This is a genomic window from Janthinobacterium sp. EB271-G4-3-2 (assembly GCF_020858035.1).
Classification (GTDB): domain Bacteria; phylum Pseudomonadota; class Gammaproteobacteria; order Burkholderiales; family Burkholderiaceae_D; genus Janthinobacterium; species Janthinobacterium aestuarii.
Map to the genome: position 1 here is coordinate 140,871 of NZ_JACYMG010000005.1, position 14,689 is coordinate 155,559.

A 14,689-nucleotide genomic window follows, 5' to 3' on the forward strand; every position below is an offset into this window, starting at 1 on the left:
ATGCTGATCGCCCCTTATGCCGACGGCTGGCAGGCACATCTTGACACTTTGGCGCGCGAGGCCACGCAGGGGCAGGCGCGGCTGTATCTCTTGCTCGACGGCGTATTCCTGCCGGGACTGCACCGCAAGCTGGCAGCGTTGTCGCCTTCGCTGCTGTTCGAGGCGTTGCCCGGGTGCACCGACGCCACGCGCGATGTGTCGCCGCTGCTGCTGGACTATGCTGCCGTTTTCTCCGCCGCCCCTGAGGCGCCCTGGCTGGCGCGTTGCAGCGGCTGGCCCATGCTGAGCGCCATCGCCACGCGGGAAAGCCAGTCGGAACTGGCCGCGCGCCTGGCCGCCTGGTGCATCATCGAGGCCGATGGACAGCGCTTCAATTTCCGTTTTCCCGATACGCGCCGGCTGCCCGCCATCCATGCCGCGCTGACAGGGGAGCAGCAGGCGCAACTGGCGGGACCTGCCGTCAGCTGGTCGTACATCGCCCGCGATGGCCATTGGCGGCAATTGCCCGTGCTGCGGCAGGACAGCGCGTATGCCGAACGCCCGGTGGTGCTGAGCGAACAGCAGTTTGCCAGCCTGGTCAGTGACAGTGAAACCGATGAAATACTCGCAGTGCTCTACGAGCGCGGCCATGACCACAGCCAGGACCGCCATGGCGCCTACCTGCTGGTGGCGCAAGCGTTGGCCGCCATCGCGGGCGAGCCGCTCGATACCTATGACAAGGCCGACTGGTGTGAGCGCTGGCTGCGGCGTGGCCCATTGCCCGATGCCGTGCCGCGGCAACAAACCAGCCTGCAAGCAGCGGGGCAAGCATGGTGAGCGCTCGAGCATCGGCCAGCAGGGGCTTGCGCGCGTTGGCACTGGGTATGCTGTTGCTGCCCATGCTGAGCGCCTGTGCCGACAAAAACGTGCCCGTCAGCATACACGGCGTCAATTACAGCGGCGAGGTCTTCAGTTACGTCATCGTTGATCCAAAGAACGAGGCGAACAGGGGCGGCGGCGAGCTGATCGACCCGTATGCCGCCGGCGGCACCGTCTGCTGCTATGACCTGCCCCGGCGCTGGCGCTCGGGCATCCAGGTGCGGGTCGACGCCACCCACTGGCTGCCCAGGAAGGCCGATGGCAGCTTGCCGGACGTGCAGCAGACGCAGTTGCTCGACGTACCCGCGTATGCCGATGGCAAGCCGGGCGAGCTGTGGGTGCTGCGCGACGCCGATGGGAAGCTGAGCATCGTTACCAGCGATTACCAGCCCGACCATGCTAGCTGGCCGGGGAAAATCAAGGGGTGGCCGGTGCCGTCGCTGGAATATCGGCGAGAGAAATCGGATGTCTACATTCGGCATGAAGAGGGCGGCGTGAAATTGTGGGAAAAGCTGCTTGAGCAGATGCGGCTGGCACCGTCCGAGCATGCCAGGGAAGTGTGGGCATCCGAGCGCAAATCGGACCCGAAGGCGTTCAGCGACTATACGGGACCTGACGATGCGCGCTTTCACACGTATTTGCGCGCGGACTATGCCCGTTTGCTGGCGGGCAGCCGAAGCAAATTGGAACAGTTAAAAAAGGAACGTCCATGAGTTTCAGACTGATCGAGCCCGTCCCGGCGGAGTTTTCCAAGGCTGCCGATTTCGATACCTTTTTTTCAGACATTGATGCGAGAAAAATACGCAAGACAGCGGAAGAGATCGAGAAGTCTGCCGCCAGCCCTCCCTGCGCAACCTGCAAGACCAACCTGTTTTTTGGATTTTTCTTTGACGGCACAAAAAATAACTATATTCAGGCCGACGCCACGAAGAATCACTCGAATGTCGCCCGGTTATATGACTGTTTTCCCGGCCTGAGCACGCCGACAGTGCTGCCCGCTGTTACCGATTGGGCACACGAAAAAGCGGCGTATTCGCATTTCTTCAAGGTGTATATCCCTGGCGTGGCGTCGCCGTTCGAGCAGATCGGCGATAGCGGCGCCGGCTTGCAGCTGACGCGGGGCGCCGCTGCCGGTTATGGCGGCGAAGGCCGTATCCTGTGGGCGCTGCTGCAGGCAATTAATAATATACACCGCTATTTTCTGAAAAAGCCTTTGCTATCGCCCGACGAAACAAGGTCGATCCTGAATAGAATCGTGCTCGACAGGGCACGGCGGCGGCTGATGCAGCCGCGCCGCCGCTTTGAAGCGGAAATGCCGAATGACGAGCAAAATGAAAAGACGCGTCTTGAATTTGAAAAAATCCTCAAGCGCCTGCATGCGGCAATCGCCGTGCACATGCCGGATAAATACGGCAATGCCAGGCAAAAAGACCCGGCAACGGTAAAGAAAATCTTCATTTCCATTTTTGGTTTTTCGCGCGGCGCCACGCAGGCGCGGGCTTTTCTCAACTGGCTCATGTCGATGTGCACGCTCGATGCCCGCATGTGCAAGAAAGAGGGCGTGATGACACTCGGCGGTTTCGAGGTGGCATTCAACTTCCTCGGCTTGTTCGATACTGTAGCGTCCGTCGGACTGGGCAATACCCTGGGTAACAGCCTGATGGGCAAGATGTTCGATGGTCATGGCGGCTGGGCCGATACCGATGACAGCCTGCGTATTCCCCAGGGCATACCGTGCTTGCATCTTGTCGCCGCGCATGAATTGCGGCGCAGCTTTCCGCTCGACTCGATCTCCGTCAAACAGGTGCTGCCGCCCAATTGCGATGAGGTGGTCGTCCCTGGCGTGCACTCCGATCTCGGCTGCGGCTATATGCCTGGCGAACAGGGCCGTGGACTGGACAGGATGGGGGGCGACATGCTGTCGCGCATACCGCTGATCTATATGTACCGGGCGGCCAGGCTGGCAGGAGTGCCCCTGAAGCTGGAATTTGCCAATGACGTTGCCAAGGAGCGCTTCAAGGTTGCGCCGGAAACGATCACGGCATTGAACGCCTATCTGGCCACGTGCAAGGTCAAGACGGGCACCTTGACGGCCATCATGCGTGAACAGGGCAAGAATCATATTTTGTGGCATAGATCACGGCGGGCCACCGGCAAAACACCGCTGGAATCGACGGCCAGCTTCGGCCGCGCTTCCAATTTTGACAAGAATGATTTGCACAGCGCCAACCTGGAATTTGAGCAGGAAATCCAGGTGTTAGAAAAATGGATGGCAGAGAAAGGCAAGGGTTTCAAGCCGCAGGCACAGGAACCTGGCTTTGACAATGACCACGACAATGAATGGGAAGAGATCGCGACGTGGTGGACCAGCGCGCCGCCGCTTGGTGCGGAGACGCTCAATTTCTTTGATAATTATGTGCACGATTCGCGTGCGTGGTTCAAGCTGATTCCGGGAAATCCAGACAATGAAGGGGACCTGATCGAAAAGTTGAAAGCCATGAATGCGAAGCGGAAAAGGGTGCAACAGTTCAATATTCGCGAAGCAAAAGACCACGAAGAGCGGCAAAAGATGATGGCGCGTGCCTATGGCATGAAGTCGACTACCGGTCTGCAACAATTTACGCCGGTAAAAGATGGCCTCGACGATGCGCAGCGCAAGGCGGCGGAGGAGTTCGAACGCACGGGCAAGATCCCGCGCATGAAGACGGAAGGGCGCGAACCGTTCGATTCAAGCTGGTCCAGCTACGGCCTGTCCGGCAAGGCGGGGTATTTGCGCTACCGCAAGGTGTACAGCGGCTACGACAGCGTGCTGATATCGAGCAATCGCCAGCCGACGGAAGAGGCCGTTGCCTGACGGCGTCCGGCCCCCGGCCATCATTGCCTGCCTGCCGCCGCTCTGGCTTGCTTGTCGCACTCGCGCACCGTCGCTTTGCATGCGGAAAACGCTTCCAGATAGGTCACGGCAGTCTGTCGCGCTGCGACCTGTTCTGCCACCCGCTGCGTGAGCTGCAACGGTGTCGCCGCGGGAAGTTTCTCCAGTTTTTTGCTGATGTCTTGTAGCGAATTTTTTTGACGCGCCAGTTCCGCAGCCAGCACGGCCTTGCGCGCGGCGGCGGGAAGGGCCGGATACTGCCGGCCATTGCCGGCATTCACACCGCCATCCTCCGTCATCGACAACGATGCGTGCGGGGCGCGAAATTCCAGCGCCAGCTGGCCATCGGCTTGCACGATGACCAGCAGTTCCTCGGTGGCAGTGCCGGCCGGCAGCGGCAGCGTGCGCGTTTCCGGCTTGCCGTCCGGCAGCCAGCGGTATTCGATGTTGAGCCGTCCCGGCTTGTGCGGGGTGGCTGGCAGGTAGAAGCAGCAATTGGCGGCGCTGCTCATATAAGGGTTCAGGGGGTCGGTATCGACGGCGTTGGCCGGATTGCCGGCATCGCTGACGCCGACCTGGATGGGGCGGGCGCTGTAGTTCAAGGTGCTGACCGCTATCTTTGCTTCACCGGCCCCGGGCTGGTAGTCATGCTGGCCGCGCTCGCTTCGTTCCGCATGGCCTGCCAGCAGCGGCCGGCGCTGCATGGACTTGATGCCGATGGTAAAGATATGGCTTAGGTAGCCCGTATCCGAGCGGCCATCGCGCGAGTAGCTGTCACCGGGTGTGCGGTACAGGTAGCCGATGTCTGCGATCGCCAGGGCGCGCACCTTGCTGTCCTGAGGGAATAATGGTTCCGCCAGGTAGCGGTCCCCGGCGCCTATGACCTTGGCGGAGAGCACGCTGGCCCATGCCCGTTCGCCCGCGAATCGGGGAAAGACGTTGAATTCGCCATCGATGAAGGGTTCGATCTTCAGCACATCCTGTGTCATGCCCGTGACGGGATCGATGACGGAATAAATGCCGGGGAAAGGCGTGTCGGCGGCGAGCGACAGCGCGGGCGTGGCGAAGATGAGGCAGGCTGCGATCACGGCGGGTTTGCTGCGCATGCTGGCTCCAATCATATAGAGAGTGACTGACGGTGGAATGCCGCCAGGTCGGCGGGATAGAATGCGGCATCGCGATAGCAGCTGTCGTCGATATCGAGCAGGCAGGTGATGGCTGCCGCTTCCCATGACCAGTAGCCTGAAAATGACGTCTCGCGCTCGTGGCTGCCATAGTAGGGTTCGCGGCGGCTGGCGTCATACCATTTTTCCAGGTAGTCCAGCATCAATGCCGGACGCGCTTGTTTTTCTGCCGCAAATATCTTGAGTGTCTTGAAATAGGGCAGGTGGCGCGTGCATGTTGGCCAGGCGGTCTCCCTGCCATCGATGGAAACTGCCAGCAGGCGTTCGACCAGTCCATCTTTTTCATGGTTGTTGAAATCGATGACAGGTGCCAGGCGGGGCAGCAAACTGCCCCAACCCAGGGGAATGCCAAGGCAGATCATCCGGTTCACTTGTTCGTACGCGACACCGGGCAGGGCGAAGTGGGGAAATCCCTGTTCCGCCGCGCTGGCCTGCACGTCAAAAGCCCTGTCATACCTGGCATACTCTTCCCAGTATTCCAGTATCGTGGGATACAGCGCGCGCAGCTCGGCTGTCGTATGGCCTGCGCTGTAGGCCAGGGCGAGCTGGTCGATGCCATCCCATGCCCGCTGGCGCGTGGCCGTCATGAAGTTTTCTGGCGGGATATTTTGCAGTACTTCGGCAGGCTGTTGCAAGCCTGCCTCCACCATGTCGAAGCACTCGTCCTGGCTGTCTTTGCTTTCAAGGTAAATCGCGTAGGACAGCAGTGGTTCCCTGCGCCTGGCCAAAAAAGTGTGTTCGTCCAGAGTCTGCATCGTTACTCCCGCAGACCGGTGTCGGCAGAGGAATGTCCCGCTTCGACACGCCCGTTATGCTTCGGCGGTTCCGCAGCCAGGCTGGTGTGGCGGCCTTCATTCCATAACTGTCGTGCATAATCGACCAGTTCTTTGGGGTAGACCAGATGGTCGATCTGGCTGTCGTCCAGGTCGAGTATAAAGACGGCCGCCCCCGCTTCGAAGGCCCAGTAGCCGTAATACGCGGCATAGCCTTCCTCGTGGATGTTGAGATGCTCATCGTACCAGCGTGGATGATTTTTCATGGCCGGATACCACTGTTTCAGGTATTTTTGGAGCAGGGCTAAGGCAGCGTTGTCGTCTTCTTCATAGAATACTTGCAGCAGGGTGTTATAGGGTTTGCTGATAATGCAGGTGTCCAGGTCTTGACTGTCCTCAACATAGGCGCCTATCAATTGCTCGAACAGCCCATCGCGGCCACGGTGGCTGCGCAGTACGTGGATGATGCGTCGCACCGAACGCTGATCGCGCAGCAGGATGGCGATGCTGAGCAGTTGTAGTGTGTCCTCATAGTCGGAAAGGGTGGAAAACTGCGGCGCACCCTCGTATTCATATGGCCCATCTTCTGGAAAATCGAGCGCCGCTTCCTGCTGATAGAGTTGATCGACCTTATTCCACTCTTCAAATTTATCCACGATGTCTGCAATGCGCGGCGCTAGTGCATCAATTGGCTCGCCAGCGGTATAGTCGAGCATCCAGATCCAGAATTCTTCTAAATACAAAAAATGATGAACGGAAGCTTTTCCCTGCATTGAGTTGGTTATTCTTTTATTTTCGAGTTCAACATCTATTATCGCGAGTTGATTTTTTCTTGTCTTCGTATATAGATCCTCGTAAAGGAATTGCTGGCGGCGGCGCTGGTCAAATGGCAGAAGTTCCATTGTTATTTTCCCTTAGATCTATTATTTTTCAATGGCTTCTCCGCTGGCGCAGCGACATCCTGGCCGACGTCATCGGGGCGCTGACGCAACCCGGCGCTGGGCCAGTCGCTGTCGGCGTCGAAGCGCCGCATCCAGCGCAGCGAGTCGGCGTCATTGAAGCGTTCGTTGGGGACGCCGTCCCACTGGCCAAAGCCCAGCAGCGCCATGTGGTCGTCGAGGATTGGCCTGAGCAGTTTGTTGAGCGGCTTGCGGGCAGGCATCGCCGACGTAGGCGCACAATTCCAAAGGCTCGGCGCTGGGACAGTCGCTGGCTGTGCGAGATGGAAAAATGGCTATTGTTCTTCACTCCAATGCCAGATGGTTTCGCCGTATGCCGCATCGTCAAAAACAGGCATTATTTGGCCTTGCGCGAAGTGGCTACGGCTGTGTAATTTTGCTGGGGGTTCCCAGAAGCCAGTTTGGGGGCAGGGTTGGCCGCCCTCAACACGACCGGCCTTATTTATCAAGTCTGTATCCATGCTTGTGTAACGGTGTTCCGCGCGTAACTTGCGGCCATAATTGACCAAGTCTTTAGGGTAGACCAGATGATCGATAGCGCTGTCATCCAGATCGAGAATAAAGACTGCAGCTCCGGCTTCAAATGCCCAATAGCCATAATAGCCGGCATAGCCCTCTTCGCTGATTCTAAGATGCTCGTCATACCAGCGTGGATGATCCTTCATTGCCGGATACCACTGTTGTAAATATTGCTTGAGCAAGCTGAGTGTGGCCGTCTCATCTTCTTCATAAAACACACGTAGCAAGGTGTCATAAGGGGCGCCAAGTACACAGGTATCGCGCTCGACGACGTTGTCGACATAAGCACTGATCAATTGCTCGAACAGGCCATCTTGACCGCGATGGCTACGTAGTACGTGAATGATACGTTGGACCGAACGCTGATCGCGCGCCAAAATGGCAATGCTCAGCAGTTGCAGCGTGTCTTCGTAGTCGGAAAGTGTCGAGAAATCGGGCGCCCCCGAATATTTATACAAACCATATTCAGGCAGCTTCAGCGCACACTCCTGTTGATACTTTTGATCCACTTCGTTCCACTCTTCAAATTTGTCCACGATATCGGCGATTCGAGGCGCCAGTTGATCGAGGGCTATGCCTGCCGTGTAGTCAAGCATCCATATCCAGAGTAATTCCAGATACAGGAAATGATGAACGGAGGAACTTTCGCCTATCGAATATGCATCCTTTCTGTTTTCTTCTCCTCCCCGGATCAAGGAAAGCTGATTTGTTCGTGTTTTTTTATAAAGTTCTTCATAAAGAAATTGTTGCCGACGCCGTTCGTGAAAGACGCTATTTTTCATGGCGAAGTACCATTTTTCTTGTTTGGTGCAGATTTCTGCAAGATGCTGTCGGACTTGCGTTCAATGTAAATACCTAACATACTTGGCTGTGCGAGATGGGAATTGGCTATTGTTCTTCACTCCAATGCCAAATTGTTTCGTCGTATGCGGCATCGTCAAAAACAGGCATTACTTGACCTTGCTCAAAATGGCTACGGCTGTGTAATTTTGCTGGGGTTTCCCAGAAGCCAGTTTGGGGGCAGGGCTGGCCGCCCTCGACACGCCCCTTGCGCATTAGCGGTTCTGTGTCCAGGCTGGTATAGCGGCCTTCTTTCCGTAGCTGGCGCGCGTAATCGACCAAGTCCTTGGGATAGACGAGATGGTCGATCTGGCTGTCGTCCAGGTCAAGTAGAAAAACCGTCGCGCCCGCTTCAAACGCCCAGTAACCGTAATAGGGCGCGTGGCCTTCGTCCCGGATTCTCAGATGCCCGTCGTACCAGCGGGGATGATCTTTCATGGCCGGATACCACTGTTTCAGGTATTTCTGAAGCAGGTCAAGCATGGCCTTCTCATCTTCCTCATAGAACACTTGCAGCAGGGTGTCATAGAGCTTGCCGAGGATACAGGTGTCAAGCGTTTGCCCATCCTCCACATACCCATCAATCAATTGTTCGAACAGGCCATCACGGCCACAGTGGCTGCGTAGCATGTAGATGATGCGTTTAACCGAATGGTGATCGCGCAGCAAGATGGCAATACTGAGCAGTTGCAGGGTGTCCTGATAGTCGGAAAGGATGGAAAACTCCGCTGCTCCCTCATATTCGTACGAGCCAAACTCTGGAAACTCAATTGCCGTTTCCTGTTGATAGAGTTGATCGACCGCATTCCATTCTTCAAATTTATCGACGATGCCTGCGATGCGCGGCGCTAGCGCGTTTATTGGTTCGCCTGCCGTATAGTCGAGCATCCAGATCCAGAATTTTTCCAAATACAAGAATTGATGAATCGCAGCATTTTGTTGCATCGTCTTAGTGGTTTTTCTATTTTTAATTCCTCCTCTAATTAGCGACAATTGATTCAATCGCGTTTTATTGTAAAGTTCTTCATAGAGAAATTGCTGTCTGCGTCGGTGATGAAAGGGTAAATCTTCCATGGCTACGTGATTTTTTCTTGGGTAAATAGTATTCGTGTCAAAGAGGGTATGCGCGAGCTGGAACCGCAATGCATGATTGCCTTTTCCAGTCGAGCATCAGGTTGATGGTCTCGAACATCAGTACCGTCGCAGTTTCTTCATGCCTTCAGAAAACGCCATACCGTCAAGCCATAGGCGGAATCCAGATTGCTCATGATCTCCCCTTGTTCAAATCGCCGGGTTTGCGGCGGAATGTCCAGCGCTTGCCACTGACCGGCCTGCGGGCAGGCCTCGCCGGCGTAGGCGCGCAATTCCAAAGGCTCCTCCGCTGGCGTGGCGACATCCGGGCCGCCGTTATTTTGGCGCCGACGCAGTTCGGCGCTGGGCCAGTCGCTGTCGGTGTCGAAGCGCCGCATCCAGCGCAGCGAGTCGGCATCGTTGAAGCGTTCGTTGGGATCGCCGTCCCATTGGCCAAAGCCCAGCAGGGCCATGTGGTCGTTGCGGATCGGCTTGAGCAGCTTGTTGAGCAGCGCCGGCAATTCCGGCACGCCGTCCTCTACCGGGTAGAGCGCCGGCTCCTCGCCTAGTTCGATCCATAGGCCGGAATCGAGCTCGTCGATTCGGATTTGCGGATGCTGCAGGCTGAGTTTTATCTGGTCGCGGCTCAGGTCCAATTTTTCACGCCACGTATCCGATAGCAAAAAGCCCCAGGTTGGCGGGCGGATGCCGTCTGCCAGCGAGCCGTTCATGGAAAAAGGATAATCAATGTCCAAACCAAAAAATCGCGGCGCCAGAGAGCGTTCCCACACGGTCACTTCCGAGCGGGTGCCGAAGGAAAGCGGATTGGCCATCGAAAAGCCGCTGTAAACCTGATCAGGTTTTAGTTTTTCTATGGTTTCCAGAACAAACTGCCGCCACGCATTCTTGTTGTCCTTCCACCATGACCAGCGATAGTAGAATTGAATGGATGAGTAAACCTTGTTTGATGGTTCGGGATTGTCATTCATATAGTCCCGCATTTTCCAGAAATATCCAGCAGTAGAAGGAGACGAGTTATGTTTTTTCTGATCGGTAAAATTGAAGGCGAAATAGTCTGTTTTTCTTGTTTTTCGAGCAAATTCACGCAGATCTGGCAAACGCTTTGAGCCGTAAGGGTGAGGACGTTCCGAATCGGGATGCGTGCCAATAAGATAGGGATTCCTTGTCAGTCGTTCAAATTCCTCATGAATACCCACCATCAGCAGTGACGTATCAAGGTGATGCTTAGTGTTATAGAGGAAATAGAAAGTAATAAATGGAGACACACCTAGATCTTGATTTCCATCGTCACAGGACATGTTTGGCCATTCCTTGAGGTCCGCAACCATTCCCTCTACATCTTTGGCAGTAAAAAAACGTTCCGTTGTGCTCATCGTCTATTCCTCAATCTGGTTTCCTGTTCGTTCTTTTTCTCTTTAGGTTCCTTCGCTGCGACGCCTATGCAGTCTTCCGGTACACGCAGCAATGCGACCCGTTCCTGGCCGATTTTTTCCCTGGCGATGCCGCTCTTGGGCGTCATTAGCTCCACATAGTCTCTCATCTGCTTTACCTGCACCCAATCATTCGGAAACTTGATCTCCACCGCCGCGAATACATTGTCGATTTCCCATGGCATTTGCCGGTATTCCGGAATCACCAGGTCGGGCGCCAAGCTGCCGCGCGGGCGGGGCCAGAATGGGAAGACTTCACTGAGCCGCTGCGGGCGCGTGGGAGGGGTGCCCAGATACGCCTTCTGGGTTGCGCGGCTGTAGTTCGGCTCGGCTTTTAAAGGGCTTTTCCAGTCGAGCATCAGGTCGATGGTCTCGAACATCAGCGACGCCGTGGTTTGCTTCAAGGTGACTTCAATCATACCTTCGGGAATGGCCCCTCCAAGCTTCCTGCGCATACGCCGCGGCACTTTGATCGGTGACTCCAGCGCCAGCTGACACACGATGCTGATGGCGGGGCGGAACGGGATCTTGCGCTCGATGTATTCTTTCCACTCGATATTTTCGCCGCCCCTGCGCGATACGGTGCTTTTTCCGCCAGGATCGACCAGTGCAAAGGTCGAACACTTGACGTCGATTTCTTGCGACATGCTATCGATGACGCCGCGAATCTTCTGCTTGATCAGTTCCTTGCTCTGCGCAATCGACTTGGCCATTTCGGCGGCCTCCAGCGCCGTTTGCACCGTCTCATAGGCCCGATAGCCGCGCCACGCCCATGCGCCGGCCTGCAATGCGATTTCACCCAGCGCAACAACAACGAGTGGGATTGGCATCAGACGTCCTCCCCGTACTGGTCGAGATAGTCGTCGGCCAACGTATCTGTTGCACCGCCGACATCGTCAGGCCGGGTGGCTGTTGCACGGTCCAGTGCTGCGGACCACGGCTCATGAATTTTCTGATCGTCGCGCATGATGGCCTTGTAGACTTTCACCATGCTGCGCTGTGCGGTATCAACGAATGTGGTGTATCCCGCCTTGTCCGTCTTCCCTTGAGCCAGCAGCTGTTTGTTCGATTCGATCCTGTAGCGATATCCCTGGAACGTATTATCGACATTCTTGTTCAGGGCATAACGGCCGGTGTAGGGGCCGGCGGCATTGATGGAGGACATGGCCGACAGACTGGGCATCGCCGGCAAGCTCACTTGGCTGCTTGCCGGCCCCGTCAATTCCTTCATGCTGGCGTTGAAATCGATCTTGCCCGGTCCGTGCAGCATGATGTTGCCGCCTTCGAGGCGGATGTACGCGCCCTGGGCCGTCATCAGGATGTGCTGCTTGGCCGCCGCCGTGACGCTCTTGGCGGTGCTGCTGACGGTGATGGCCTTGTCCGCCGTCAGCCGTGTCGCATCGGACTGGCTTTGGCTGCTGACCTTGCCACTGGCCGCATGCAGGCGGATGCCGGTTTCCTGGTTGGGCTTGTCCTTGCTGCTGGCCTTGCCGTAGGTGAACAGGCTGATGCCCTTGCCCAGCGCGTACAGGCTGTTGCCCTGCGCCGCGAAGTTGAGATCGGCGCCCGCCGCCAGGCTGCCATTGCCGCCGGCGACCAGCACGGCGCTGGCCGGCGTGGTGGCGGCGATGCCGGACGGGCTGGACAATTGCAGCAGCGGGTCGCCATACGCGCTGGCCTGGCCTTCGCCGCCCGCCGCCTGCTGGCCCTGGCCCGCAGCGGCGGCGCCCTCGGCCGTCGCGCCCAGGACCTCGATGCTGTGCTGCATCTGGGCGAGGGCGGGGAGTTGGGCGGCCTGGGGCGGCGTCTTCGGCTGGTCCGGCGTGGCCGGGGGCGTCGGGGCGGCTGTCCCGGCGGTATCCGGGCTGGCCATCTCGAGCGCGAAATGTTTTTGCGCCTGCTCAGCCAGCGAGGTCTGCAGTTGCAAGCTGTGCGTGAGCTGTTCCAGCGCTTCCTTCGCATCCATGTGGCTGGCGCTGGCGTCGCGGCCATGGGCCGACAGCAGCATGCCCGCTCCCGCGCGCAGGGCGGCGCTGTGTTCCGTTTTCAGCTCGGCGCCAAAGCCGGCCGGCGCCAGCCGCTGGTTGTCGCTCTGATGGCGCAAATGGCCCAGGTTCAGTTCGGCCGTACCCTGGTGGGGGCCGGCATGGCGCTGCAAGGCGACGCTGCCCTGGCCCGGGCTGTCGTCGAACACCAACTGGCTGTAGGCGCCGCCGCCGCCCTGGCTGGTCTGCATGGCTTGCGTCTTGATGCCAGACAAGGCCGCCGGGTGGGCATGGGCGCCGGCCTGGCCGGGAAACCAGGCCGGCGCATTGCCCGTCGCCGCGCCCGTGCCCTGGCTGACCTGGTTGTTTTGCGCGTCGGCCTGGCCGCGGCCGTTGTACAGCGTGCCGATGACGACGGGGCGGTCGATATTGCCTTCCAGGAAATCGACGAGCACTTCCTGGCCCACGCGGGGCAGGGCATTGCTGCCCCAGTTGGCGCCGGCGACCGGCGCCAGCGGCGTGGCCACCCTGACCCAGGTGCCGGCGCTATCGTCGCCGGGCGCGCCCGTGTGGCCGTCGGCGGCCGGATGCGCCAGCCGGCTATGGCTTTGCGCGCCCCGTTGCCAGTGAAATTGCACCTTGATGCGGTGGTCGCGGTCCGTATGCAGCTGGGCGCCGGCCGGGCCGACGACGATGGCCGTCTGCTGGCCCATGATGACGGGGCGCGGATGCAGCAGCTGGCCGTGGTCGTTGGCATAGCTGCTGCGGTAGGCAATCTTGCTGCGGATGGCGTCGATGCGGTTGCGGTAGGGCGGGCGTTCGCTGATGGTGTCGCCGACGGCATGCAGGCTGCCGGCCGCCTCTTCGCCGATCAGCGCGTCGAGCAAGCCCCGGCCGAAGCGCTGCAGCAGTCCGCCGCCCAGCTCCGCATCGAGGTTGTTATGCATCAGGTGCACCGTGCGGGTGACGAGGAAGGTCGCTGCGTCGCCATCGCCCGCCGCATCCGTTTGCGCCTGGCCGCTCAGGGTGAAGGTGGTGCCGGGTGCCAGGGTGCGCACGGTGCCGGCGCCGGTAAACACTTCCCTGGCCGCCGTCAGCGCCTGCAACTGGCGCTCGGCAAGCCGTTGTCCGTGCTCGCGCGACGGGTAGGCATAGGCGCCGGGGGCGTCGCGGCTGACCAGTTCCATCGTCCCGTCCCTGGCGCCAGCGGCGCTGATGGGGCGCTGGCCCAGCGCGCGGTAGTCCCAGCTGGACAGTTCGATGCCGTTGGTCTGCTGGCGCAGCTGCATGCGCCAGCGGTCCATCGTGTCTTGCGGCATGACGGCGCCTGGCTGGCTGTAGGCGATGCCGGACTGGGCGTTGGGCTTGAAGCTGCCGTTGTGGTCGGCGATGACGAGGGTGTGGCTGCCCAGGCTGGCGCTGCCCGCGTCGCCCGTGTGTTCGGCATAATAAAACAGGCCCTCCTCGCTCATCAGCCGCTCGGCAAAGGCCCAGTCGCTTTCCTGGTACTGGCTGCAGATGCTGCGTTTCGGATAGGCCGCGCGGTCGAGCAGGTCGAAGCGCCAGGCCGGCGCCAGCATGCCCTGGCCCTGGTAGCGGGCAAAGACGACTTCGAGGATGTCCGGTACCGCCAAGTCCTGGAAGACGCGGCTGTCGCGGCCGTGGGCCAGGAAGGCTGTCCACGGCTGCATGGTCAGGTTGTAGCGGGCAAAGCCGCCATTCGCGCCCGCCAGCTCGGCCGCGGTGACATGGCCATGGAAAGGGCGCCAGTCCCCGGTGCCGGCGGCCGTGCGCAATTCCAGCAGGATGGGCTGGCCGATCAGCGACTTGAGGGGAATGGCCGCGTCGAGCGACAGGGCGGCGATGTGGAAGACATAGCCCAGTCCCAGGCCTTCCTCGCCGCGCACGCATTCGGCCAGCAGCTTGTCCGGGCCCAGGGGTGTGCTCAGCTTCAGCAGGCGCGTGGCCTGCGAAAAGCCGCCCGCCGGCGCCGGCGAACTGGGTGAGGAGGATGCTGCGCTTGCGTGGGTGGTATCGGACATTGCCTGGCGCTCCGTGTGGCGGATGGTACGGATTTGCAGTGGACGCGATGATTTATTTGTAAGATTACACCCTAGAAATAATTATTTAACAAGCGCGATTCGATTGAAATGCATATATGCAAGGATGGGTATCTC

General features: G+C 58.8%; 12 protein-coding genes. 3 read left to right on the top strand and 9 right to left on the bottom strand.

What is annotated here, in order from left to right; genetic code table 11:
- From IGS55_RS12840 to IGS55_RS12850, 3 genes are read left to right on the top strand one after another with little or no spacing between them, the layout of a single operon-like run.
- On the top strand, positions 1–816 hold the full coding sequence (locus IGS55_RS12840) for a DUF4123 domain-containing protein (RefSeq protein WP_230517424.1): 816 nt from the start codon (positions 1–3) through the stop codon (positions 814–816).
- A 47-nt stretch (positions 817–863) separates the two neighbouring features.
- A complete protein-coding gene (locus IGS55_RS12845) occupies positions 864–1,571 on the top strand; it encodes a DUF3304 domain-containing protein (protein WP_230517425.1) in 708 nt (235 codons plus the stop codon).
- A complete protein-coding gene (locus tag IGS55_RS12850) occupies positions 1,568–3,712 on the top strand; it encodes a T6SS phospholipase effector Tle1-like catalytic domain-containing protein (RefSeq protein WP_230517426.1) in 2,145 nt (714 codons plus the stop codon). The genes IGS55_RS12845 and IGS55_RS12850 overlap by 4 nt, the downstream gene beginning before the upstream one ends.
- Before the next feature lie 20 nt (positions 3,713–3,732).
- Here the strand turns inward: IGS55_RS12850 and IGS55_RS12855 are convergent, their stop codons facing one another.
- From IGS55_RS12855 to IGS55_RS12895, 9 genes are all read right to left on the bottom strand, one after another.
- Positions 3,733–4,836, bottom strand: coding sequence for a hypothetical protein (locus IGS55_RS12855; protein WP_230517427.1), 1,104 nt, complete (start codon positions 4,834–4,836; stop codon positions 3,733–3,735).
- 11 nt (positions 4,837–4,847) lie between these two features.
- Positions 4,848–5,669 carry a PoNe immunity protein domain-containing protein gene (locus IGS55_RS12860; RefSeq protein WP_230517428.1) on the bottom strand — a complete coding sequence of 274 codons (822 nt, stop codon included), beginning with the start codon at positions 5,667–5,669 and terminating at the stop codon, positions 4,848–4,850.
- A gap of 2 nt (positions 5,670–5,671) precedes the next feature.
- A complete protein-coding gene (locus tag IGS55_RS12865) occupies positions 5,672–6,589 on the bottom strand; it encodes a PoNe immunity protein domain-containing protein (protein WP_230517429.1) in 918 nt (305 codons plus the stop codon).
- Between the two features lie 2 nt (positions 6,590–6,591).
- Entirely contained in the window at positions 6,592–6,849 is a 258-nt protein-coding gene (locus tag IGS55_RS12870; protein WP_230517430.1) for a hypothetical protein, read from the bottom strand.
- A 72-nt stretch (positions 6,850–6,921) separates the two neighbouring features.
- Positions 6,922–7,947 (bottom strand): PoNe immunity protein domain-containing protein, encoded by a 1,026-nt coding sequence (locus IGS55_RS12875; protein WP_230517431.1) that lies wholly within the window; start codon positions 7,945–7,947, stop codon positions 6,922–6,924.
- Between the two features lie 106 nt (positions 7,948–8,053).
- Entirely contained in the window at positions 8,054–9,079 is a 1,026-nt protein-coding gene (locus IGS55_RS12880; protein WP_230517432.1) for a PoNe immunity protein domain-containing protein, read from the bottom strand.
- A gap of 137 nt (positions 9,080–9,216) precedes the next feature.
- On the bottom strand, positions 9,217–10,470 hold the full coding sequence (locus IGS55_RS12885) for a type VI immunity family protein (protein WP_230517433.1): 1,254 nt from the start codon (positions 10,468–10,470) through the stop codon (positions 9,217–9,219).
- Positions 10,467–11,357 carry a VRR-NUC domain-containing protein gene (locus tag IGS55_RS12890; RefSeq protein WP_230517434.1) on the bottom strand — a complete coding sequence of 297 codons (891 nt, stop codon included), beginning with the start codon at positions 11,355–11,357 and terminating at the stop codon, positions 10,467–10,469. The genes IGS55_RS12885 and IGS55_RS12890 overlap by 4 nt, the downstream gene beginning before the upstream one ends.
- Positions 11,357–14,554, bottom strand: coding sequence for a type VI secretion system Vgr family protein (locus IGS55_RS12895; protein WP_230517435.1), 3,198 nt, complete (start codon positions 14,552–14,554; stop codon positions 11,357–11,359). Before IGS55_RS12895 ends, IGS55_RS12890 begins: the two co-directional genes overlap by 1 nt.
- Positions 14,555–14,689 lie beyond the last annotated feature (135 nt).